Annotated in this window: 18 protein-coding genes; 11 read left to right on the forward strand and 7 right to left on the reverse strand. The window is 43.9% G+C overall.

The window, feature by feature from the left end; all coding sequences use genetic code 11:
• Positions 1–120 precede the first annotated feature (120 nt).
• Positions 121–762, forward strand: a complete 642-nt coding sequence (locus tag AC3CHU_RS17425) for a c-type cytochrome (protein WP_488526040.1) — start codon at positions 121–123, stop codon at positions 760–762.
• 9 nt (positions 763–771) lie between these two features.
• The gene (locus AC3CHU_RS17430; protein ID WP_488526041.1) at positions 772–1,833 is read left to right on the forward strand and encodes a c-type cytochrome; all 1,062 of its coding nucleotides are present in this window, start codon (positions 772–774) and stop codon (positions 1,831–1,833) included.
• Between the two features lie 179 nt (positions 1,834–2,012).
• Here AC3CHU_RS17430 and AC3CHU_RS17435 read toward each other — a convergent pair whose 3' ends face one another.
• Complete coding sequence (locus tag AC3CHU_RS17435; protein WP_488526042.1) at positions 2,013–2,942, reverse strand: LysR family transcriptional regulator; 930 nt, start codon at positions 2,940–2,942, stop codon at positions 2,013–2,015.
• 26 nt (positions 2,943–2,968) lie between these two features.
• Positions 2,969–3,409 (reverse strand): Lrp/AsnC family transcriptional regulator, encoded by a 441-nt coding sequence (locus AC3CHU_RS17440; RefSeq protein WP_010431662.1) that lies wholly within the window; start codon positions 3,407–3,409, stop codon positions 2,969–2,971.
• A gap of 141 nt (positions 3,410–3,550) precedes the next feature.
• Between AC3CHU_RS17440 and AC3CHU_RS17445 the strand changes: the two genes are divergently transcribed.
• Positions 3,551–4,135, forward strand: a complete 585-nt coding sequence (locus AC3CHU_RS17445) for a LysE family translocator (RefSeq protein WP_010431665.1) — start codon at positions 3,551–3,553, stop codon at positions 4,133–4,135.
• A gap of 57 nt (positions 4,136–4,192) precedes the next feature.
• Here AC3CHU_RS17445 and AC3CHU_RS17450 read toward each other — a convergent pair whose 3' ends face one another.
• Complete coding sequence (locus tag AC3CHU_RS17450; protein WP_372124634.1) at positions 4,193–4,582, reverse strand: DUF1294 domain-containing protein; 390 nt, start codon at positions 4,580–4,582, stop codon at positions 4,193–4,195.
• A 179-nt stretch (positions 4,583–4,761) separates the two neighbouring features.
• Between AC3CHU_RS17450 and AC3CHU_RS17455 the strand changes: the two genes are divergently transcribed.
• Together AC3CHU_RS17455 and pulA are read left to right on the forward strand one after the other, a co-directional pair.
• On the forward strand, positions 4,762–6,534 hold the full coding sequence (locus tag AC3CHU_RS17455) for an alpha-amylase family protein (RefSeq protein WP_488526043.1): 1,773 nt from the start codon (positions 4,762–4,764) through the stop codon (positions 6,532–6,534).
• Between the two features lie 403 nt (positions 6,535–6,937).
• Complete coding sequence (gene pulA, locus AC3CHU_RS17460; protein WP_488526346.1) at positions 6,938–10,588, forward strand: pullulanase-type alpha-1,6-glucosidase; 3,651 nt, start codon at positions 6,938–6,940, stop codon at positions 10,586–10,588.
• A 606-nt stretch (positions 10,589–11,194) separates the two neighbouring features.
• Here the strand turns inward: pulA and AC3CHU_RS17465 are convergent.
• Entirely contained in the window at positions 11,195–12,043 is an 849-nt protein-coding gene (locus AC3CHU_RS17465) for a MalM family protein (RefSeq protein ID WP_488526044.1), read from the reverse strand.
• A gap of 73 nt (positions 12,044–12,116) precedes the next feature.
• Complete coding sequence (locus tag AC3CHU_RS17470) at positions 12,117–13,463, reverse strand: maltoporin (protein ID WP_479272465.1); 1,347 nt, start codon at positions 13,461–13,463, stop codon at positions 12,117–12,119.
• Positions 13,464–13,897: 434 nt separating this feature from the next.
• Here AC3CHU_RS17470 and glgX point away from each other — a divergent pair, with 434 nt between their 5' ends.
• The 3 genes from glgX to AC3CHU_RS17485 all read left to right on the forward strand — a co-directional run bounded on the left by glgX (position 13,898) and on the right by AC3CHU_RS17485 (position 18,732).
• Positions 13,898–15,871: a glycogen debranching protein GlgX gene (gene glgX, locus AC3CHU_RS17475; RefSeq protein WP_488526045.1), complete on the forward strand. Its 1,974-nt coding sequence runs from the start codon at positions 13,898–13,900 to the stop codon at positions 15,869–15,871.
• A gap of 253 nt (positions 15,872–16,124) precedes the next feature.
• The gene (locus AC3CHU_RS17480) at positions 16,125–17,867 is read left to right on the forward strand and encodes a sensor domain-containing diguanylate cyclase (protein ID WP_488526046.1); all 1,743 of its coding nucleotides are present in this window, start codon (positions 16,125–16,127) and stop codon (positions 17,865–17,867) included.
• Positions 17,868–18,009: 142 nt separating this feature from the next.
• Positions 18,010–18,732, forward strand: coding sequence for a tRNA (adenine(22)-N(1))-methyltransferase (locus AC3CHU_RS17485; protein ID WP_488526047.1), 723 nt, complete (start codon positions 18,010–18,012; stop codon positions 18,730–18,732).
• Between the two features lie 153 nt (positions 18,733–18,885).
• On the opposite strand, the gene yihG is transcribed toward AC3CHU_RS17485, so the two are convergent.
• On the reverse strand, positions 18,886–19,830 hold the full coding sequence (gene yihG / locus AC3CHU_RS17490; RefSeq protein WP_017072579.1) for a 1-acylglycerol-3-phosphate O-acyltransferase, YihG family: 945 nt from the start codon (positions 19,828–19,830) through the stop codon (positions 18,886–18,888).
• Between the two features lie 355 nt (positions 19,831–20,185).
• Here yihG and AC3CHU_RS17495 point away from each other — a divergent pair, with 355 nt between their 5' ends.
• The 3 genes from AC3CHU_RS17495 to AC3CHU_RS17505 all read left to right on the forward strand — a co-directional run bounded on the left by AC3CHU_RS17495 (position 20,186) and on the right by AC3CHU_RS17505 (position 22,602).
• On the forward strand, positions 20,186–20,989 hold the full coding sequence (locus AC3CHU_RS17495) for a ferredoxin--NADP reductase (protein WP_065206681.1): 804 nt from the start codon (positions 20,186–20,188) through the stop codon (positions 20,987–20,989).
• 66 nt (positions 20,990–21,055) lie between these two features.
• Positions 21,056–21,388, forward strand: coding sequence for a TehB family protein (locus tag AC3CHU_RS17500; RefSeq protein ID WP_017072581.1), 333 nt, complete (start codon positions 21,056–21,058; stop codon positions 21,386–21,388).
• A 221-nt stretch (positions 21,389–21,609) separates the two neighbouring features.
• Positions 21,610–22,602 (forward strand): 2-hydroxyacid dehydrogenase, encoded by a 993-nt coding sequence (locus AC3CHU_RS17505; protein ID WP_488526048.1) that lies wholly within the window; start codon positions 21,610–21,612, stop codon positions 22,600–22,602.
• Between the two features lie 120 nt (positions 22,603–22,722).
• Here the strand turns inward: AC3CHU_RS17505 and AC3CHU_RS17510 are convergent, their stop codons facing one another.
• Entirely contained in the window at positions 22,723–23,595 is an 873-nt protein-coding gene (locus AC3CHU_RS17510) for a patatin-like phospholipase family protein (protein WP_488526049.1), read from the reverse strand.
• Positions 23,596–23,790: the final 195 nt, after the last annotated feature.

Genomic DNA, 23,790 nt, shown 5'->3' on the forward strand with positions numbered 1-23,790 from the left:
ACTGAGGTTATTAATGTGAGACTTACCTCAAGTTCCAAGTGAATTAATGTGGAAATCCACAATAGCGCGAACAACCAATTATGTCGAAAATGTGTGCATTACAACCAATAGCGACGCCTCATGACTAAGCTGACAATTAAAACTCAAACTTTAACGCTTTGCATCGCTGCTCTAGGAAGCCTTTCTTTATCCGCTTTTGCACAAGCAGCGCCTAACCCAATGCCAGAAGCTGCAGAAACCTGTAGCGGCTGCCACCAAGCCGACGGTAAAGGCATGCCCAACATCGCCCCTATGCTTGCAGGGCTCAATGCTGATTACCTCGAACACCAACTAATCCTGTTCTCAAGTGGTGAGCGTCAAAGCGCGATCATGAAGGGAATGGCTGACGGTGTGTCTGACCCTGCCGTTCGTCGTGAAGTCGCAGAATACTTTGCATCACTGCCTTCATACGAATTCACCGATTTAGAACAGCGCGGCTCACAAGCTGATATCGATAACCCTTATCGTAAACTTGTATTCCAAGGCGATTGGGACCGAAACATCCCAGCTTGTGCAACCTGCCACGGACCAAGTGGGATGGGCGTAGAAAAATTCCCACGCCTAGCCAGTCAACACGCCGACTACATTCAAACTCAGCTCAACGCTTGGAAAAACGGCACTCGGAAGGGTGATGATTTGAACATGATGGGCAACATCGCGGGCAAGCTAACCGACGATGAGATCAAAAACCTGTCTTACTACTTCGCATCTTTCCGATACTAAAGGGCTCGCATGAAAACATTACTTTTAATTACCGCAACCCTTGTCTCTGGAATCGCTTATGCCGAAGGTGAGTTGCCCGATCGCCAAACCGAACTCCCAGCTGTTGAGAAACCACAAGATAACAAATATCTGGTGCCACGAGACTTGGTCGATATTCCTGCAGGGGAGTTTGGCGACAAAGTTAAACTGGGCTATTCACTGTTTGTCGATTCACAACAGATGCGCGGTACGTTCGTCGGCAATGAACAAAACTGTGTCAACTGCTACATGCAAGCGGGCATGAAGGCGAATGCGGCGCCTCTATGGGGAGCTTATATGGCCTACCCTGCTTACCGTAAGAAAAATGACAAGGTAAACAGCTACGCAGAACGTATCCAAGGCTGTTTTACTTATTCAATGAATGGCCTGCCACCAGCAGTGGGCTCAAAAGAGATGGTCGCGCTCACAGCTTACTCATACTGGCTAGCAATGGGCGGCATCTTGGATAAGAACGGCATGCAAGACACGCCGGTTCCTGAGATCAGCGATGCAGATTTACAAGTCGGAGGAAAAGCAGATAGCTTCCCTCTTCCTAAAGAACTGCTAAGCAAATACCCAATCGATGACCGCAGCAAGTTGGCAGGCCGTGGCTACCCTAAGATTGCTAACCCTGAGCAAGAACCGTCAATAGCGCGTGGTGAGAAGGTTTACCAAACTAGCTGCCAAACCTGTCATGGTCAAAATGGCGAAGGCATTAAAGGGGCGGATGGTCGCTCATACCTACCACCTCTTTGGGGCGAAAACTCGTTCAACTGGGGCGCAGGTATGCACCGTGTGAACACCGCCGCGTACTTCATCTACGAAAACATGCCACTTGGAAAGAGCCAACAGCTTTCAGTTCAGGATGCATGGGATGTGGCCGCGTTTGTAAACAGTCATGAACGCCCACAAGATCCGCGATACAAGGGTGATGTTGCAGGCAATGCTAAGCGTTACCACAACCACCAAGGTTACTATGGTAAAGAAGTCGACGGTCATGTATTGGGTTCAAAAGCGTACCCAAGTGGTAAGGAAGCGATTCACGAACACTAGTCTCGAATCAAGAGACACTCTTTTCGAGAGCAAGAGACAGTTCTTTCGATAAAAAGAACCGCTCACGCCTGCTATAGCTAAGCTTTACATTGTAAATCAGTTATAGCCGGAAGAATAAAAAGGAGCCAGATCGTGTGACGATCTAGCTCCTTTTTTAATTTGAACTATTAGAAACACAACTAACCTTGCTGCATCTTCTCCCAAATGGTCGGAGAGCCAATATAGTCTTGAACCGTAGTAATAAACTCTTTGACCAGTTTGGTCTGCTTACGATGCGGATACACAGCGTAGATCGCGGTATCGATTGTAGAAATCGGGTAATCAGGAAGTAAAGTAACCAAGCCCAGTTCTTTCATTGAGGCATATAGGTTTGATTGGTCAAGGAAGCCATAGCCTAAGCCATCTTTCACGCAAGACACCATGGTGCGAACATCACTGACCTTATAGTTGCCACGAATCGTTAGGCTCTGGAAAGTATTTCCTCCCGGCTCTTGACTGATTCTCAGATGATCGACCGTCATATCACCATTGGTATAAATCACAGCGGGTAACGCGAGCAAATCTTGTGGCGTTTTAGGTTCACCATGCTGCTTCACAAAGTCGTTCGAGGCAACCAACATAAAGTTACTGTCGGCAATCTTCTTGGCAATCAAATTCGATTCAACAAGCTTGCTGAAGCGAAATGCGATATCAAACTGCCCTGCGATAATGTTGGCGATCTTGTCGTCCAATGACAGCACGATCTGAACATCCGGGTACTTTCTCATGAACTGCGTGATGATAGGTTGCAGATATTGCTGACCAAAATAGATCGGTGAAGTAATTCGCAGCACACCTTTGGGTTCAGACTGATAGGAATCAGCAATACCTTGGATCTGATTGATGGTATCTTTCAGCACATAGGTTTGCGCGAGAATATCTTCCCCTGCTGACGTCAGCGAGAACGAGCGCGTGGAACGGTTGAGCAGCTGAACACCTAAGTCTTGCTCGAGTTTTTTTATCTGTTTAGAGAGTGATGAGTTGTCCATATCATGCAAGGTTGCCGCTTTGGTAAACGACCCCTGTTGAACCACATCTAAGAACAATAACAACTGATTAGTATTTGGCACTGCGCCTCTCCTGATATAAAACTCGACTAGCGTTCATCTTTGGGGGTATCCATCACAACCATGGTTGTAATGGATTGAACCTGAGCACATTCCCCAAGTACATCGGCATGAAACTTCTTATAGCCCGGCAGATCTTTGGTTTCTACTCTCAGCAAATATTCGTTAGCGCCGGTAATGTTGTGGCATTCCACCACCTCTTTTTCCATGCTGACATGCTGTTCAAATTCTAGCTGAGCCGATTTGCTGTGGCTCGATAAACCAATCGAAACATAAGCAATAAAGCCGACACCCATTAGGCCATTATCCAGAACTGCGCGGTAACCTTGAATGATCCCTTTACGCTCGAGATCTTGCACTCGCCTTAGGGTCGCTGAAGCTGACAAGCCAATTCGTTCTGAAAGCTCAATGTTGGAGATTCTGCCGTCCAATTTAAGCTCTTGCAATATCCTTTCGTCAAATCTATCCATAGGTACTTATTATTGTGCATTTAGTGATAATAAGTGAAATAAAAGCACATAATTGCCTCACTTTCCACCTACTATGTTTCTCAACACGTGAAAGTCATGACCGGTCAGTCACTTCGTTCATTTTATTGCTGGAGAACCATTATGCCTTTAGAACAACTTAGCGCACTTGCCTTGTTTGCGTTTGTCTCGACGTTCACGCCGGGTCCAAATAACATCATGCTCATGACATCAGGTGCCAATGTTGGCTTTGCCCGTACTATTCCGCACATGCTTGGGATAGCTCTGGGGTTTGCAGCCATGTTGCTATTGGTTGGCTTCGGCTTAATGGGGATTTTCAACGCTTATCCTGTCTCTCACCAGATATTGAAGTACCTAAGCCTGACTTACCTTGTGTACCTAGCAATTAAGATAGCATTGAGCGGCAAAGCCAAAAGTACCGAGGCTTATAAACCAATGACCTTCATTGGCGCAGCAAGTTTTCAGTGGGTAAACCCTAAAGGTTGGTCGATGGCTCTGACGGCGATTTCAGTTTATAGCAGTGGCAGTTCATGGTGGGAACTTGCTATCATCGCAGCGATCTTCACGCTAGCCAACTTGCCGTCAGTGACATTCTGGACAGCTGCAGGCAAGCAGCTACAGCACTGGCTAACAACGCCAGTACGCATCAAAAGCTTTAATTACGGCATGGCGGGCTTACTGTTAGCCTCGACGATTCCAATGCTCTAATCGAATAAGTTTCTTATCTTGTGATGGTTAGTACACAAGTGCTAGCCATCGTTCTGGTTAAAGATATCCAATAATCTCACTTAACCAACGACCAAATAACGCCTGCCCGCTAGGGGTTAGCGTCCACACAAACACCGCTACATTCATTGCCACTGTCAGCCAATAGATAGATCTGAACGGCTGCTTCTGCGTTTTATGGCGCAGCTTATCTTGAGCAATCAAAGCCCCTAACCAACCACCAGCAACAGACAAAATGTGCAGCGTTTTCTCAGGCACACGCCAATTACCATTGATTGCTGCTCTTTTGTCTTTTGCGTATACAAAAAACGTCACCACACCGATAACTAAATACCACGCCAACAGCGCTTTAGAGCTTTCTGCAAACAACACAGACACCGCCACCAGAACCAGATAGGTGATGGCGATTTGAATAGATGAAGACAACATCAACTCCTTTTGGGTAACAGCTCACATACTGTAGCAATTACGCCCTGTAGATTTTGATAAGGATGAGCCGTTATTTACCACGATTGGTATAAATAAAACAGCAATTAGGTCAGCCTCCCAATTCAGAGAAAGCCCTTTCATCCCTACATAACATGATGGAAGTTAAAGGAATTATAAATATGTACAACCAAAAGTACGCCATCTACCAAGTTTTTACGCGTTTATTTGGCAATAAAAACACCCAGCATGTTCCATGGGGCACAATCGAGCAAAATAGCGTCGGTAAGTTCAGTGATTTTACCGACAAAGCGCTGTCAGAAATCCGCAAACTCGGTATGACTCATATTTGGTTTACCGGAGTACCACATCACGCTGTCATCAATGACTACAAACACACCGGGATTTCAGACGATCATCCGAGCGTTGTAAAAGGCCGTGCTGGATCACCTTATGCCGTCAAAGATTACTACTCCGTAAACCCTGATCTCGCTGAGAATCCTGAACATCGATTAGAAGAATTTGAGGCACTAATCAAAAGAAGTCACGACAGCGGCTTAAAGGTGATCATCGATATCGTCCCTAACCATGTTGCACGCCATTATAAAGGCTTAAACAATCCAGAGGGAGTCAGTGACTTTGGCGCTCACGATGACACTGTGCTGGAGTATCACCGAGACAATAACTTCTACTATATTCCGAACAGCGCCTTTGAACTGCCAGATATAGCTCCTGCCTTTACCCCGCTTGGTGGTGAACAGCACCCTAACCTACGCTCTCCGTTTATCGAAACGCCCACCAAATGGACGGGTAGCGGCTCTCGCTTAGCCAAGCCCAATTTCGATGATTGGTATGAAACGGTGAAGATCAATTACGGCGTGCAACCTGACGGTTCAAAAGACTTCCCTGAACTGCCAAGTGACTATGCTCAAAGAAATTACATGGATCATTTCCGCTTTTGGGAATCTGTTGATGTGCCTAGCTCTTGGGTTAAATTCCGAGACATAGCCTTGTTTTGGTTAGAAAAAGGCGTTGATGGGTTTCGCTACGATATGGCTGAGATGGTGCCCGTCGAATTCTGGAGCTACCTCAATTCATCGATAAAGATGAAAAACCAAGATGCCTTTCTGATGGCAGAGGTTTATCAACCGGACTTATACCGCGACTACATTCATCTCGGCAAGATGGACTACCTCTATGACAAGGTTGACCTGTACGATGGCCTCAAAGACATCATGCAAGGCAAAGCTTCAACAGCAATCATTCCTGAGATTCAGCATCAAATGATGGATATTGAACACCACATGCTGCACTTCTTGGATAACCATGATGAACAGCGTATCGCGTCTCCTGAGTTTGTAGGTGACCCGAATATCGCCAAACCAGCAATGCTCGTCAGCGCGTTATTGAGCAGTTCTCCAACCATGATCTACTTTGGGCAAGAAGTCGGAGAACCCGGTGCAGAGAATGCAGGGTTTGGACAACCCTCACGCACTTCTATATTCGATTACATCGGAGTTCCACAACATCAAAAATGGATGAACCACGGTGCCTTCGATGGCGGATTATTAAACGACAACGAAAAGCAACTACGTCACTTCTATCAGAAGGTAATGAACTTTTCGCTTGAGCATTCTTCAATGACTGGAGAATATCGAGACTTACATCGGAGCAACAACTTGAGTGATTCAGTCTACGCATTCCTGCGCTATGATGACCAAGAACTCACTATTGTTGCCGCAAATTTCAGCCAACACGCCACTGAGAGTATTCACTTGAAGGTCCCAAATGATGTCATCCAAAAGCTTAAAACAACGGATGGCAATTACTTGCTAGATGAACATATTGAGGGCGTTCACCAACAAGTATTCAACATTGAAAATAGCATCGGAAATTTTAATATCGAATTAAAACCGCTCGCATCTTTGGTTTGGGTATTATCGTTAGATGAATAACCTATCGTTCAATATTAGTTACCGAACAACTATTAACTTACTAATTGATAATTAACTTAATTCCCAAGTTAAATTAACAACCTCTCAATTCGATACCTTCCTCACATTAATAAGGATGAGCTCTCATCCTTATTATCTACTCCTAGCTTCTACGCCTTATGTTATTAATATCGAACATATGAGCTATTGATCCAATTAATTTCACTTAAACCAAATACAAAGCGTGATACTGACACTAGGTTTCCTATTTTTACGTATTAAAAATAACTTTACATATAGCCATCACAAATAGTTGGCCATCATTCGGACTAGGATATTCATCTTCATAAAAAGTGAAATATGGATATCAAACGTGAACAACATAAATATTAATAAGAACATCACTCTACAACGCACCTTCGACATTACAAAAAAGAGAAGCTTCAGACGGTCAACGCTAGCCAAAGCGATTCTACCTCTCTTCACCGCCACCCTTATCGCAGGCTGTGGTAGCGATAACGACAGCGACACGGATGCTGGCAACAGTGGCTTATACAAAGCAGGCGAAAACGAAGTCGTTGTGTATTACAAACGTGATGTTGCAGCCGCGAGTACTTCTGGCTCAACCTACGACGGCTGGGGACTTCACCTATGGAATGGCGAAGGCTGTACCAGCACCGACTTAATCGCGATGGGTCTCAGCGAAACCGGTACTAACTGGGAAGCACCTTACGAATTTAATGGTATCAGCGATACCTACGGTGCCTACTATGTGTTAAAAGTCGATCCAGATGCTTCTGACCCGCATAAATGCATGAACTTCATCTTACACAATGGCGACGAAAAAGCGTTTGGTAGTGCCAATTCGAAAATCGAGTTGACCAAGCTTGGTGATTCGCAAGGTGTATTCGGATTCCATGGCAGCAGCGAGTTGTACTACGACCCAATCTCAGAAAGACCAGTCAATATTGATGGCCAAAAAGCACATTGGTTAGATGCAACCACCATCGCTTGGGAAGCAGCTAGTAATGCTGACTCTGTAAAATTGTTCTATGCATTAGATAACAGCATAACCATGAACGACGACAAAGAGATCGTGGGTGGCACTGCAATTGAACTAAGCAAAGACGGGGAGCTGTCCTCTGAATTGAAAGAGCGTTTCCGCCACCTTGCAAGCTTACCTGCCCTTGCTATCGACGTTGACGACAACACATTACGCACCATCTTAAAATCTCAGATAATTTTTGTTGCCTATAATACTAATGGCGATGTTATCTCTTCAACTGAGGTTCAAAAGCCAGGTGTGCTTGATGCGGTATTTGCTAGCGAAGATGCTGGTAATGCGATGGGTAAAGAATTAGGCGCGATTGTTGAAGGCAGTGCGGCTACCTTCAAGCTTTGGGCACCAACAGCGCAAGATGTAGAGCTCGTTCTTTACAGCGAAGACCTGAAAAGCTCACAAGTTTTTCCAATGACAGAAAGCACTGAGACGGGTATTTGGGCGACTGACGCGGTACCTAACGCTGTCAACAGTTACTATCGCTACCAAGTGAAGGTTTACCATCCAACCACTGGTAACATTGAAACTCGCCTAGTAACCGACCCTTACTCACTCAGTTTGTCGAAAAACTCTGCATACTCTCAAGTTATCGACCTTAATGATGCTGCATTAATGCCTGAAGGTTGGGTTGGATACGAGCGCCCAACGGTAGAAAAAGACGAAGACCACGTACTCTACGAATCACACCTGCGTGACTTTAGCTTCAGCGATAAGCTCGGCACAAAAAGCCTAAACGGCAAGTACCTCGCTCTCACAGAAGCAGACCGTGAGTCGGTCAAGCACCTACAAGAATTGAAAGATGCGGGTTTAACGACGCTGCATATCTTACCGGCATTTGATATCGCTACCGTTGATGAAGATGAAGCGAGCCGTGTCGATATTACTGACACCGTTGGTAAGCTATGTGATGTAAAACCGACTGCCGCCTTATGTGGTAACGAAGATGAAAGCAAAACCATCGAAGCTGTATTAGATGGTTATGACTCTGCAACGGGTGACGCCCAAGCCCTAATGAACGACCTGCGCATGCTTGATAGCTTCAACTGGGGCTACGACCCATTTCATTACACGGTTCCAGAGGGAAGTTACGCGACCGATCCTAATGGCTCTAAGCGTATTCTAGAGTTCCGTCAGATGGTTAAAGCGACGCACGACATGGATCTTAAGCTGATCATGGACGTGGTATACAACCATACCAACGCGTCTGGCGTGAACGATAAGTCGGTTCTAGATAAGATTGTCCCTGGGTACTACCACCGTCTTAATGTAAACACTGGTGGCGTCGAAAACTCAACCTGTTGTGACAACACTGCGACTGAAAACCTAATGATGGGTAAATTGATGGTCGACTCTCTTAAGGTATGGGCTGACGACTATAAAGTGGATGGTTTCCGTTTTGACTTAATGGGCCACCAACCAAAAGACGTGATGGTAGAAGCTCTTGCTGAAGTACGTAAAATCGACGAGAACACATTGTTCTACGGTGAGGGTTGGGATTTTGGCGAAGTAGCCGATAACGCACGCTTCGATCAAGCAAACCAAATCAACATGGCGGGCACTGAGATCGGGACCTTCTCAGACCGTTTACGTGACGCAGTTCGTGGCGGTAGCCCGTTCGATGGTGGCGTCGATTCAGAAGGCAATCACCCACTTCGCTTTAACCAAGGCTTTGGTAACGCAGCGATTGCCAACGAAGAAACCAAAGTTGACCAAGATTCGATCAATGGTCGTTTACATAACCAAGACCTTGTTCGTTTAGGTATGGCAGGTAACCTCGCAGAATACGTACTGATTGATTACAAAGGCGATACTAAGCTCGGCAAAAACGTTGACTACAACGGCGCGCCTGCTGGTTACACCAAAATGCCTTCAGAGAACATCTCTTACGTTTCAAAACACGATAACCAAACGCTTTGGGATAACAATGCTTACAAGATCGCTGCAGGTACTAGCTCTGCAGAGCGTGCTCGAATGCAGTCTGTATCGCTTTCTACCGTGATGTTAGGCCAAGGCATACCATTCATCCATATGGGTTCTGAACTACTTCGCTCTAAGTCTATGCAGCGTGATTCTTACGATTCAGGTGACTGGTACAACCGCGTCATGTTTGATGGTACTGACAATAACTGGAATGTTGGTTTACCACGTGAAGATAAAGATGGTGCTAACTGGGATTTGATCAAAACCATCATTGGTGACAGCACGGCTGAACCGGACGCAGACGACATTGCGCTGACTAAGCAGCAATTCCTAGAACTACTCAAAATCCGTAGCTCAAGTGAACTGTTCCGCTTAGACACAGCAGACGAAGTCATGAAGCGAGTCGACTTCCGTAATGTAGGTGAAGATCAAGTCGAAGGACTGATCGTGATGTCTATTGATGATGGTGTTTCAGCCGGTGCTAACCTAGATCCTGCCAACGATGCGATTGTTGCTGTTGTAAACTCAACCAATAAATCTCAATCGTTCAAAATCACAGGAGCATCCGGCTTTGCACTCCACACCGTTCAACAAAACTCCGCTGATAACACAGTGAAAGGCGCAAGCTTTGCCGCTGAAACCTTCACCGTACCTGCGTTAACAACCGCAGTATTCGTACAAGCCCAAAATGGCGACGTACAAGGAGCGGGGTTGCCAGTTGATAACTCAGACAAGGATGTATCTAGCATTCCGCCTTACGGCCAAACGACGGTTTACGTTCGTGGTGACATGAATGAATGGGGCGCAACTGATGATTGGGCGATGAGCTTTGTTGCTAATGGTGTTTATTCTGTAACAGGCAACTTAAAGGCTAATAACTATGGCTTCAAGTTTTCGGATGCAGATTGGGGAACACCTAACCTTGGCTGCAACTCTCTTGAACTGGCATCTGGATCTATAGCCCTCAAGACCGCAGATGATGGGAACTGTAAGCTTAGCGTCACTGAAGCTGGCAGCTACACATTCACTCTGAATGCGATTCATGAGTTAGATGACAATGTAGAAAAAGCGGTCGTTTCAGTAACCAAGAATTAGGCCTTAAAGCTTAGAATTCTAATAAACAGATAATAAAACCAGCGCAAGCTAGCCTTTGGGGAGACGTCAGTCTCCCTTTTTTTGTCCTCAATAAACTCCAATCCCAGTGAATCACATCATTCCCTTACCTTCATTGACCAAACCATCAATGTTAAGAGGTAACGAACCTCCTGAATTCTTAGTTCTTAGTTCTTAGTTCTTAGTTCTTAGTTCTTAGTTCTTAGTTCTTAGTTCTTAGTTCTTAGTAGAAAGCATAACGACTTCGTGTGAGCGTCTAATTTAAGTGTGTGTGAAATTTAGGAAGCCGAGTTTAGATTTAGGTTGGTAAATGAAATGGCGATTCGTCAATAGAGTTCGTATTCAGCTGTTTGAGAGGATAAAAATAGACGAGAGTATTTTAATCAGCAGTGAGTAAATCAACACCATAAATAGCCAAGTACGTCCATTTATATTAGTCATTGATTATTATTTTCAAGTCAATAGTTATTTAAAATCCAAATTTTCAGTGAATATAAATATTTCACTTCCATTTATCACAAGCAATAAAAAAGGCCCCCAACTAGGAGCCCTTCTTTTAATATCATTCGGTTTTTACAAACCGTTTGATTACTTTTTATTGACGGCTTTTACAAAAACTTCTTGCGCACCTTCAATACCTAATGATTTTGCTTCATCTAATAGGCTCAGAGCTTTCGGAATATTATCTTCGCTTACTGCCGTTTGAATTGCATTATGGTAGTAAGTTTGCGTCTCTGGTTGAATCGTATCTATCACTATCTTTTTACTTTCAATGACAGGAATTTCAGGAGCTGATGCAGATTTGGACGGCTTAGTTAGCCCACCAAAGAAACCTTCACGCTTTATAGCAACTCTAACTTCCCCCATATCAACATGCTTAGCTTCGGGGTCATCAATAGCAGGAACGACATTTCGTTTAGCAATCGCCATGGCTTTAGCTGGGTGCAGCAATTGGGTGGTTTGTGATAAATCTTGCTGAGTAGTGTAAATAACGCCATAAATACGAGTTGTACTCATGGGTAGATTTAACTCGATGTCACCAAATAAAACATCACCTTTTATAAAGTCGTTTTTATCATAATCAAAAAAGGATGAGTCATAATTTCGTAACAGTTTAAAGTTCTGATCATAGATAGCCAGATTCGGAGAGAAAACTTCTAGATGCTTTACCATTCCAGAAAGTTCTATAATGACCTGTGACTCAGAAACATCAAAAGAAAAACCCGCCACTGGTCCCATTATATCTGTGCTATTTAAAACCTGTGACTCTTCAGAGAAGTGAACAGAAAAGCTTGATGGGATGTTAACTTGATTCCAACTAATCTGCTCTACTGTAGATATTTTTTCTTGCTCAGAGCTCGTCGAAGAAAAATCTTGGTGGCTCGCACAACCGAATAAAACGGTAGCCCCCATTAGAATCGATACTATTTTTTTCATTCACTTTTCCCTCGTAATACAGTAGCCAGCTTATAGCTGGCTACTGTTTTTCTAGTAATGACTAACTTTTAGATTACCACCAAGCTTCAACTTGTGCACCGAACATTAAGTCGTTGTTATCAACAGCTTTGTCGCCACTGTAGCTAGATGCGAATACACGGATTGCAGGACGAGCCCAGAAGTTTGAACCTGCTTGCCATTGTTGAGCTATTGTAACTTTAGTTAAGTCTTCTTTATCAGCCCATGGATATTCGTCTTGATGGTAGCCAAGCTCAAGGATAGTGCTCATACTTTCAGACCATTTGTATCCAGGACGAACAACAACACTCATTGCCTTACCATCACTGTTACCATTACCATCATCTAGCAACTGAGCATAAACAAACGAGTAACCAAGGTTCCATTTTTCAGCTTCGATAACACCCCAATCGATTAAACGTAAAGACTCTCGTCCTTCCTGTCCTAATTCCATGTTGTACGAATCACCTGCGTGGTTACCTATGAACCCAGCCCAAGCATAACCTTCAGTTGCGTACTGAATAACAGCTTTGTTAAAGCCCATGCTATGGCCTTGAGTGTGTTCAGCTGTAAGGAAAAAGCCTGCTTTGTCTAAACCATAATCACCTGAATTACCAACGCCATTGTCAATTGCATCACTTTGGACGTCTGTGTGAGAAGGATCTGCAGCCATTAGAATGAATTCCATGCTGCCTTTGTCATTTGTTTCAATGCCAGTCAAACGAAGATCGATTGAGTTAGCAGTTGAATATACTTGAGTACCTTCAAGTGGCTGTCTTTCATCTTCAGGAGTCGTTGGATCATCTGCTGATAATAATGGAGCTTTCCATTTATGTTGAACGACAGCGGCATGAAGCTTCGCAAAACCTAAATCAATGTTTTCAACACCGGCACCAGCACCAGAGTTATTTACGTAGTACATATCCATAATGTGGATATCTTTGCGCCCATAATAACGCTCACCAGCCCAAATACTCATGCCATTTGCCATAGTATAATCGGCCCACGCTTCACGGAATGATGCTCGCTCACCCGACCAAGGGTCATCAGGATCTGTACCGATGCTTTGGAACGAATTACCACGTCCATCTAAGCCACCATTCTCATACGTGCCAAATGCCATAAGAGTATGGATATTGAATGCATCGCCATCTGAACTTTCCCAAATCTTGTTTACGCCTAGAGAAAGTTCGGCATAGTTATCACACTCATCGCCTAAACGACCAACTGCATGACCAAATGTAGTAGGGCCACCATTACCATAACAATATTGCGAACCACCATCGGCATTCATACCGAAGCCTGCACGCATATATCCATGAAAATCAACTTCGGCTGCGAAAGCTGAACCAGCCATCAATGTCGAAGCCACCGCTGCAGCAATCAAACTTACTTTTTTCATTCTTAACTCCATTAAGGACGATTTATTATTAGGTTTTATATTTTTGCTCTCTTGCGACAACCAAAGGCAGTTATGGCGGACGTAAGATAGAGAGGTTTAGGGTTGCCCCTGATTCGTTTCAACGGAGTCAATATTAAGAGGGGATGACAAGTTTGACTTCCTCCACCCCTAAGTTAATTAAGGGGGACTAGAGGGGAGTAGAAAATAAACAGAACGGTGTTTTAAAGAGGTGGATCACTTAATCTAGGAGGAGTAGACAGCACACAGATCTAATTATTCAGCATAAGTGCGATCTAGTTCAAATATATAATTTGAACTTCATCGATGAATTATTTTTTTAACCGTAATTATTCTGTGAAGTTGCTTGACCTTACTGTGACAAAGCTTTTTACTTATAGTTCACTGATGTCGATAAACGAACAAGAAATCAAGCAATGACTAGAACGCTCGCTCGCCCTTATCCGCTAGGCGCAACGCTAGGTAACACTGGCTGCAACTTCTCAATTTTTTCTCCTGACTGTAAATCACTTTCCCTCGCACTCTTTGACGAGAACGATGAGTTCACCACTTATAAGTTGGAAAATGAATACGCTGATATCAGATATGTGTTTATCGACGGTATAAAAGCAGGACAAAAATACGGCTTCATTGCTGAAACTGAAAATGGTCCAATCCTACTTTCAGACCCTTACGCTAAAGCAATCAGCGAACCGCTCGATTACGTCACGCCGTATACCAATGAAAAAAGCTTTTCGATGGCGAAATGTGTTGTTATTGATGACACTTTCGACTGGCAAGATGTAGACAAGCCGCGTATTAGCCGAGAAGAGACCGTTCTTTTCGAAACCCATGTAAAAGGCCTATCTAAGCTTCACCCTGAAGTCGCGCCCCATACTAAAGGCCGTTACTTAGGGTTAGTTAGCCCTGAAATGCTCGCGTTCTACAAACAGCAAAATATCAACTCTCTACAACTTTTACCTATTGCTGCGTGCATGCATGAGCCTCACCTACTAGATATGGGGAAAGTGAACTATTGGGGTTACAACCCATACTTATTCATGGTGCCTGACCCACGCTACGCCGAAAAGGACGCCGTGAATGAGCTCAAAACTGCGATTCGCGAACTGCACCGTAATGGCATCGAGGTCATTCTAGACGTCGTGTACAACCACACAGCAGAAGGCGGTGAAGGTGGAACTACCTTCAACCTAAAAGCACTGGATAGTCGCTACTACATTAAACATGGTTGTCATTATGCGAACTTTACTGGTTGCGGTAATACAGTCGACCTAACCCACCAACCAGCCTTGAACTTAGTCATGGATACGCTCCGTTACTGGGTAAGTGAATTCCAAGTCGACGGCTTTCGTTTTGATTTGGCTGCAACATTGGGGCGCGAAGGTGACAATTACAACCCTGAGGCTGCATTCTTCAAAGCCGTTGCTCAAGATCCAGTGCTCAAAGAGACCAAGTTAATTGCAGAACCGTGGGATATAGGCCCTAACGGTTACCAGGTGGGTAACTTCCCACTGGGTTGGAATGAATGTAACGACAAACTACGCGATATCACACGTAGCTTCTGGCGCGGTGATCAAGGCTATCTAAAAGAGTTTGCGACTCGTTTGATGGGCTCTCGCGATATCTACAGTGCAGCTCACTGGCCATACAAACTTACCGTGAACTACATTACTTACCATGATGGCTTCACCATGCAAGATCTTGTGTCTTACAAGAATAAGCACAATGAAGAGAATGGCGAAAACAACCGAGATGGGCACGGTGATAATCGCTCAGATAACTACGGTGTTGAGGGAGAAACCGAAAACCTGCTAGTCGTTGCTACTCGTGAAAAGCAGAAGCGTAACTTTATGGCAAGCCTGCTGTTTGCGTTTGGTATCCCACATATTCTGACAGCCGATGTTTTGTCTCATACTCAAAAGGGTAACAACAACGCCTACTGTCAAGACGGTATAACCAGCTGGATTAACTGGGAAGATTCAGAGCGTAAGACTTATTTCAAGACTTGGTTGTCTGAAATGATCTCCGCACGTCAGCAATACATGGTGCCTTTTATTAAGGCGTTCAGTGGAGAAAAGCGCAACTCTAATCGCATCTTCTGGAGCCGTGTCGATGGCACTCTCATGGAGCATGATGATTGGAACCGTTTAAGCTCGGTTGCGTTGCATTTAGGTATTGGTAAAGATGGTGACGAGTTGATCTCTCTGATCAACCAAACCAACGCACCTGCGCGTTTTTCTTTACCTAGTGACCGTGAGCAAAACTGGGTGACTATCTGCGATACTAACCTAAGAAATGTAAAACCAGGTCATGCTGAAGGTGAAATGCTGTTATCTCCAGCTTCAATGGCGATTCTGCACTATTCGCCAGACAAGACTGATTTGATTTAAGTTAAAAGCTAAGCCAGCTTAATAAACCACCAGAAACCATAGGAGCCAGTTATGTTTATGACTGGCTTTTTTGTTAGCCGAATATCACAAAAGTCATTCATTTATATAGAATCATTTGCATTGATGTGATTACGAAAACTGTTTAGTATGGCCGTACTATAAAAATGAATCTATAACGTCTTTGGATATCATGGCTTTACCTAAAACATTAATTCGGCTTTTTAAACCATACATTATTTTATTAACTGGAGGGATGCTCTATCTTGCTGTGGCTCAACTTGAAAAAGTAGAAACAACAGCAACCCACCAATCATCGTCAAACATTCGAATTGCTAGCTCAACAATTCGTTCAAACATCGAAGCCGTGTTCGGCAAGCTTTACTTCCTAGAGACCAGCTTGGGCTCACCTAAGAACTCCAGTTTTGATGACAAAAAATTTCGTGAGCTCAGCGATAACATCCTAAAAAGAACACCGAAATTCTCTGATATCATCCGATACCAGCCTCAATCTCATAACTATATTTCTACCCGAGGCCTTCCCCTTTCGAACGAACAAATCGCCTCAATACAGTGGCACTCAATAGACAACGTTGTTGAGGATTTCTACATATCTTCCGTTTATCAAAAACCTGATGGGCGTTGGGTGTTTGCGGTTAAACACACAGCAGAAAGATTGAATGAAGAAATATGGATTGAGTTTGACCTATTGCATACCACGCAAGGCCTAAGAGATCTTAAAACACTCAACAATGGTTACGTTTTTGTTGTCGATCGAGCAACTGAAAGGTTGGTCTTCCACCCTGACCCAAAACGTATTGGCTCCAAATCCATTAGTTATCATGCAGGTATCAGCAAGCAACTCTCAGAAGGTGAAACTGGCGGCCTGCACGAATACTATTATCAAGATAACTTTAAGATATCGGTTTTCGACGCTGACAACAGTTTAAACTGGGTTTTCATCGCTGGGACTGATCGCCACGATATATTAACCAGTTCACATCAATTCACGTTAACGGGCGTGGTGCTGGGCTCATTGCTTCTATCGTGGATTGGGGCAAACTATCTGGCTTACCGCTTAAACGTGTTGTTATCACGACTCAATAAAGTCGATGACCTCGCCAGCTTTAAGCGAGAGTTAAAATCAATATTGGATAGCTTTACGTATCATAAAGGCATTCAGTTTTGCCTCTATCAACCAGAAAGCCATTCGTTTAGTACCATTGATTATCACGGGAACAAATCAACGGTACATTGCGATAAAGCCCTTGCGGAGCGCTTTCCACCCGACACCATGGTTTATCGAAACGGGAAATACGCCGATCCGTTGGCATGCAAACTAAAAATCCATCAACGTCATTACTGCATACCATTACACTCTCGCAAACAGTTAATTGCGGTTCTCTATGTGAATGCGAGTTTGCCGATCAGCCAGAGCATTCTGCGCATGATCAGAGATTACACCGAAGTCTCTTTATCTAACTTGTTGCTTCATCGCCAATTGAGCAGCAAAGACCTGATGACGCAGCTAGATAACAAAAGCTGTTTCAATATCGCTCTGGAAAACTACGCAAGTGAGCCAGAGACCTATGTTGCTTTGCTTGATATCGATAACTTTGACCACGTAAACCGCGCCTACGGTGAAGCGATTGGCGATAAGATGATAAAACTCACCGCAGAAACCATACGTTCCTACTTCCCTAAACCGAAAGGTCTGTGTCTTGCTCGAATTGGTGGGAAGGAGTTCGCAATCTTATTCAAAGCGAATGATGCTAAGGATGCCAAATTCCAGTTGGATCAATGTCGAGTGAGAATTGCAGAGAAGACGATTACTACGCCAAACATCACGCTATCGTTAAGTGTCAGTGTCGGGTTCTCACAATTAGAAGGCGAAAGAGATTCAGCGTTAGCTCTGGCGGAACAGGCCAAACTTATCGCCCAACAGCTCGGAAGGAATAGAGTGGAAGGTCATATAAGAGCAGTCGCGAAAGCATCTTAAATAGCCTTTGAGTCACGCCTTTTCTTAAGCAACGAATTCTCAAGCACCTAGGGGTTAATTTCTAGGTGCTTTTGTTTTTATAGAAAGTCATTACAATGCGCCTTCACCACAAAAACATCCCATTTATAACGACACCAACTTTATGAAGCTAAGTAACCGACTGCAAACACTCCATTCTCTTGTCAGCAATGATTACCAACACATTTGGGATTGTTGCTGTGATCATGGCTTCTTGGGTGTTCAACTGTTGTCGGATCACAAAGCACCTCAGATTCACTTTGTCGATATTGTCCCTTCGTTGATGAACGAACTTGAACGCAAGCTAACCCGTTACTTTCCTCAAGATAACAACGTTGAGCAACATGAGCAGAGTCAGTGGAAAGTCTATTGCTTAGATGTCGCAGCCATCCCACTGGATAAGCACGCGGGCCGACATCTCGTTATTATTGCGGGTGTAGGAGGCGACCTAACTCAAAAGTTAGTCGATGATATTCATCGTCAACATCCAGACAAAGCGATCGATTTCTTACTGTGCCCAGTACATCAACAGTTCGAACTGAGAAGCCATTTAAAATCACTCAAATTTGGCCTTATCAATGAAGTGTTGATTGAAGAGAACCGTCGTTACTACGAGATTCTATTGGTTAGAAACAATCGACATGAAAACGAAACAAGCTCGTTGCTGACTGAGGTTTCAAATGTTGGCGATAAGATCTGGACTCCGAGCTGTGAACAACAGAAACAAGTATCACTGCAATACAAAGCTAAAACATTGCAGCACTACTTGCGCATTCATCAAGGACAAGAGAAGCAAGGTAAGGCTAGCGAAGTAAAGCACATCATTGATGCTTACCAAGCAATTTAGCACTCACTGATGCTTCATCTAACTTTGCCTGTAAAGCGACCAGATTATAGTGAGCACTAACTTCACGATTTAAAATCACAAAGAATATTCAATAAAAAAGCCGCTAGTTCATTGAACTAACGGCTTTTTTGATGCTATCGATTTGGTTTGATATTACTGTTCTTGTGTTTTATGAACCGCATCAGGCTTATCAATCGTTTCAACCTCATAGAGCGTATCAACCCCATATACAGTATCAAGATAGTCGTCTTTCTCTTTCCAGGTGTTATTCAGCCAACTGTGGAAACGACGCTTAAACGCTTTGTCTTCAAAGTAGTTACCGTTGACGTTTTCGTCCATCGGATGCAATTTAATACGCACGACCACCTTCTTCATTTTACCTTTCAGCATGTCTTCAAACGGAGAGCTTTTGTTTTCAGGGTAAGCCAAAGTGACATCCACAATACCATCCAAGATTGGGCCCATTGCCGATAAGGCAAACGCCACACCACCAGTTTTCGGCTTCAATAGGTGTCGATATGGTGTTTTCGCTGTCGCCAGTTTGTCGAGGTTTGCGCGCGTTCCTTCGACAAAATTCACCAGTGTTGTCGGTGCTAGTTTGAATTTAGTACACGCTTTGTTGATTGCATCAAAGTCATCATTGCGACGCTCAGGGTTACGAATCAAAAACTCACGTGAGTGACGTCTCATGAAAGGCATATCCAAGCCCCAACATGCCAGGCCGACAAAAGGAACGTACAGCAATTCATGCTTGAGGAAAAACTTGGTCATTGGCATCTTGTCTTTCAAGACTGACGACAAAATCACAATATCCGCCCAGCTCAGGTGGTTAGACATCATCAAGTACCACTGCTTGGTCGAGATGTCCTCCCCTCCTTCGACTTGCCATTCGATATCATTATTAACATTCAGCATCCAAAGATTGAGCGAAGCCCAACACCAAAATGTGAAGTTAGCGAGACGAGTACATGACTTCTGCACAACAGAGATTGGAAGAATCAGTTTGATGAGGCCAAAGAAGCTTACGGTAAACGCAGTCATTGCAGTATTAATGGTCACGAACAACACATTCAAGGCCATACGAAGATTATCAAGCATAAAACACGGCTATATTGAGATCGAAAGCCGCCATTATACTCATCTGTAAATTATTCTCTTCAGTTATTAGTGGCATTGTTCAATGGGTCAAACCACTCATTGAGATTGATCAAGCTCAATTCAAAATTAGCCATAGCAAAGCCACCAAGATCCAACTTCCAATAAGAACAAAAAAGACCATAGGTAGTCATTAAGACTCAATTATAAGTGTGTATTTTTGACTCTATTAAAAGCAATCCCTCTCAACAATTCAGTATTGATAAGCATTCTCATTATTGGCATGGTACATGCAACTCCAAAGTGTAAATAGTTGAGTATCCTTAATGAGATAACTTCTCTAAGTAAAGGTGATGATATGACAGATATTCCTCATGGTTTGGTAGCTGGCAAAGTCTTACATAAAACACAATGGACAGATCAACTGTTCTCGCTGCAAGTCAGTGCTCCCGTCTCTCCCTATCAGGCAGGTCAATTCACGAAACTTGGCTTGCTTAACAGAGAGGATGAGTTCGTAAGGCGAGCCTATTCAATGGTGAACGCGCCAGAGCACGAACAAGGTCACCAACATCTGGAGTTTTTGATTATTAAGGATCAGAACGGTCAGCTTTCACCTCAACTTCATGAGTTGAAGGTAGGCGATGACATCTTTGTCGGCAAAGACCCAAGCGGCTTTATGACCTTAGATGAGATCCCAGAGATCGCCGACGATCTATGGATGCTTTCAACCGGGACTGCCGTTGGGCCTTTTATCTCAATGCTCGAAAGCATGCAGATACAGCAGCAAAATGGCTCAGATGTCGAAAGAGTAATGTCATTCAAAAACCTTGTACTAGTTCATGCCGTAAGAACAGAACAAGACCTGACTTATCGAGACCGTATCGCTCAACTCGTTAATCACTTCCAAGGGAAACTACAATATGTGCCAATTATTTCTAGAGAATCAGTCACCGGAACTTTGCGCGGACGAATCCCAAGCTTGTTACTTGGAGGCGACCTTGAGCAAACCACATCTGTCGCTTTCAATCAAACCCGCAGTTTTTTCTACCTTTGTGGCAATCCGCAAATGGTTCGCGACACAAGTGAAGCACTAACCAGCTTAGGTTTCGAGAAGCACTTACGCCGAAAGCCCGGCCAATTCAGCAGTGAAAACTACTGGTAATCACGGTCACCAATTCAATCAAAGCTAAAGCTTGTATTCAAAATACAGGCAGATAAGAGGTTTTATATGAGTCATTTACGCATTCCTTCACATTGGAAGATTCAACGTTCAACACCATTCTTCACTAAAGACAACGTGCCTGCCGCGTTAATCAGTCACCACAACACCGCAGAGGGTGTATTCGGTCAATTATGTGTTATGGAAGGTACGGTTACCTACCACGGTTTTGCAGACGCAGATGCGACAGAACCAGAAGTCACCGTTGTCATCAATGCCGGGCAATTTGCGACAAGCCCTCCGCAATATTGGCACCGTATCGAACTTAGTGACGATGCTCAATTCAATATCAACTTCTGGTCAGAAAAAGAGACCAAGAAAATGTTTAATACTCGAAAGTAAGATCGATTCAATATGAATGAACTTATGAGCTAGCTACTTCGTAATGCGATTTTCAATGTTTAAAAAACGAAGAACAAACCCAATTAACCATAATAATTACAATGGCTAATGGTGATAGACAAGACAAAAAAACTCTAGCACACTGAACAGAGTTATTAGTTTGAACCCGGTTTTAGATAATAAAATTTTGGATCTTCACATTTTAGGTAAGAGAGGAAGCTATGCTCAACATTGCTTTTTTTAGCTCAAAGTCATACGACGAAAAATCATTCGAACTTGCAAAAGGCGAACTCAACGCTGAGTTTCATTTTCACGATTTTCGACTCACTACAACAACAGCAAAAATGGCGCACGACAACGAAGTCGTTTGTGCGTTTGTAAACGATGACCTATCGCGAGATGTGCTAGAGATTCTAGCAAAAGGCGGCACTAAGCTGATTGCGATGCGCTGTGCGGGCTTTGATAAAGTCGACTTAGACGCAGCCAAAGAGTTTAGTCTGCAAGTCGTCCGTGTCCCTGCTTATTCTCCAGAATCAGTAGCAGAGCACACGGTCGGTATGATGATGTGTTTGAACCGTAAACTACACAAAGCGTACCAACGTACTCGTGACGCAAACTTCTCTCTTGAGGGCTTGGTGGGCTTTAACTTCCACGGTAAAACTGTCGGTGTGATCGGCTCTGGCAAAATTGGTCTAGCAACGATGCGTATTTTGAAAGGTTTAGGCATGAATATCTTGTGCTACGACCCGTACCCGAACCCATTGGCAAAAGAACTGGGCGCTACATACGTAGAACTCGACGAGCTTTACCAAGAGTCAGACGTGATTTCTCTGCACTGCCCAATGAGCAAAGAGAACTATCATCTGTTGGATGCAACGGCATTTGGCAAAATGAAAGATGGCGTAATGATCGTGAACACCAGTCGTGGTGAACTGCTTGATTCAACTGCAGCCATTGAAGCGCTGAAGCAAAGCAAGATTGGCGCGCTTGGCCTTGATGTTTACGACAACGAGAAAGAACTGTTCTTCCAAGACAAATCTAACGATGTGATTGTGGATGACGTATTCCGTCGCCTATCCGCTTGTCACAACGTGTTGTTCACCGGTCACCAAGCCTTCTTAACTAAAGATGCTCTGTTCAACATTGCTAATACAACGCTAACCAGCGTCGATGCCTTCTTTACAGGCAACACCAGCGGCAATGAACTCGTTTAATAGAAGATTGAGTTAATAGCAGACTGAGTTAAAAACAAACGAGATCTACAAATACAAAGCCACGCTATTCTGAAGTGAACAGCGTGGCTTTTTCGTTTATCTAGTATTCAAAAATAGTTCTTAGACGCAGAAGTGACAATCTTCGGTGTCTAAACCATAAATGCCTTTTCGAATAGCAAGGTGCTCTTCCCCTGCTTTAACCCCCATCTCATAACCGGCATCAAGCGTTGATTGATCCATAGTTAAACGCTTCACCGCGAATGCTTCAGGTGGCGCAATCACCTTGATGGTCGCATCTTTTGGTGGATTACGAATGAACTCCAAAGATTGGTTGTAGTTTTCAGCACGCACTGCCATTGATTCTGCAATGTGAGGGAATTTCTTTAATAGTTTTTTCAGCATCCATTGGTGCTTTTGAGGCTTCATTCGGTAACTCAAAGGATGAGAAAGAATCACGGTAATGTCTCGTGCGCCGCGACGATAGGCTTCACGAACCGGAATTGAATCGGCTACGCCACCATCGGTATAACAACCACCAGAAAAGCACGGCATTTCTCGGTAAGCGATAGGTAGAGCCGTTGTTGCTTCAACCACGTTAGAAAGGTTTTCAGGCTTGATATGATAGTAGTCTGCACTGCCAGTATCGACGTTAGTTACAGCAGCAATTAAAGGAACACTTGAGAACAGCTCACCGCAATCAAGCGGATAACGTTGGTTAGATTCATCCCACAACCACTTAACGTCGACCAAATTGCCACCTTTAGCAAAGCGAGCAGGGTTAAAGAACGTCTTGTCGGTCGCCATAGTGGTGATTACATTATAGCTGCGTTTAGGCGCTTGAGATAAATAGCCAACCAGATTGGACACACCCGCAGACACGCCAATGGCAAAATCATAGGGACGGAAATCGTCTTGCATAAAGGCGTCTAAAACTCCGGCAGCAAAAATACCTCTCATTGCCCCACCTTCAACGATTAATGCGCTTTTACTCATCTCAAACTCTATTACTTTATAAACTGATAGCTGTAGGATAATCCCGTCCATTTTATAAAGATAATGGGATGTGTTTATCAATTCGATAGGTAAAAACTATCAATAGAAATGGGGCTAATTTTCAAGTAATTAGTACTACTTACATGGCTCACCTAATACACAGCATGATCAAAAAAGACCATTGAGTGATTCACT

Source organism: Vibrio sp. QJM3NY_39 (genome assembly GCF_057785895.1).

Excerpts from the sequence above, each read along its gene's own strand:
- AC3CHU_RS17480 (WP_488526046.1), top strand. The coding sequence starts at position 16,125 with ATGCTCTATCTTGCTGTGGCTCAACTTGAAAAAGTAGAAACAACAGCA.
- AC3CHU_RS17470 (WP_479272465.1), bottom strand. The coding sequence starts at position 13,463 with ATGAAAAAAGTAAGTTTGATTGCTGCAGCGGTGGCTTCGACATTGATG.
- AC3CHU_RS17495 (WP_065206681.1), top strand. The coding sequence starts at position 20,186 with ATGACAGATATTCCTCATGGTTTGGTAGCTGGCAAAGTCTTACATAAA.
- AC3CHU_RS17455 (WP_488526043.1), top strand. The coding sequence starts at position 4,762 with ATGTACAACCAAAAGTACGCCATCTACCAAGTTTTTACGCGTTTATTT.
- AC3CHU_RS17485 (WP_488526047.1), top strand. The coding sequence starts at position 18,010 with ATGAAGCTAAGTAACCGACTGCAAACACTCCATTCTCTTGTCAGCAAT.
- AC3CHU_RS17440 (WP_010431662.1), bottom strand. The coding sequence starts at position 3,409 with ATGGATAGATTTGACGAAAGGATATTGCAAGAGCTTAAATTGGACGGC.
- AC3CHU_RS17465 (WP_488526044.1), bottom strand. The coding sequence starts at position 12,043 with ATGAAAAAAATAGTATCGATTCTAATGGGGGCTACCGTTTTATTCGGT.
- AC3CHU_RS17505 (WP_488526048.1), top strand. The coding sequence starts at position 21,610 with ATGCTCAACATTGCTTTTTTTAGCTCAAAGTCATACGACGAAAAATCA.
- glgX (WP_488526045.1), top strand. The coding sequence starts at position 13,898 with ATGACTAGAACGCTCGCTCGCCCTTATCCGCTAGGCGCAACGCTAGGT.
- yihG (WP_017072579.1), bottom strand. The coding sequence starts at position 19,830 with ATGCTTGATAATCTTCGTATGGCCTTGAATGTGTTGTTCGTGACCATT.
- AC3CHU_RS17430 (WP_488526041.1), top strand. The coding sequence starts at position 772 with ATGAAAACATTACTTTTAATTACCGCAACCCTTGTCTCTGGAATCGCT.
- AC3CHU_RS17450 (WP_372124634.1), bottom strand. The coding sequence starts at position 4,582 with ATGTTGTCTTCATCTATTCAAATCGCCATCACCTATCTGGTTCTGGTG.
- AC3CHU_RS17500 (WP_017072581.1), top strand. The coding sequence starts at position 21,056 with ATGAGTCATTTACGCATTCCTTCACATTGGAAGATTCAACGTTCAACA.
- AC3CHU_RS17425 (WP_488526040.1), top strand. The coding sequence starts at position 121 with ATGACTAAGCTGACAATTAAAACTCAAACTTTAACGCTTTGCATCGCT.
- AC3CHU_RS17510 (WP_488526049.1), bottom strand. The coding sequence starts at position 23,595 with ATGAGTAAAAGCGCATTAATCGTTGAAGGTGGGGCAATGAGAGGTATT.
- AC3CHU_RS17445 (WP_010431665.1), top strand. The coding sequence starts at position 3,551 with ATGCCTTTAGAACAACTTAGCGCACTTGCCTTGTTTGCGTTTGTCTCG.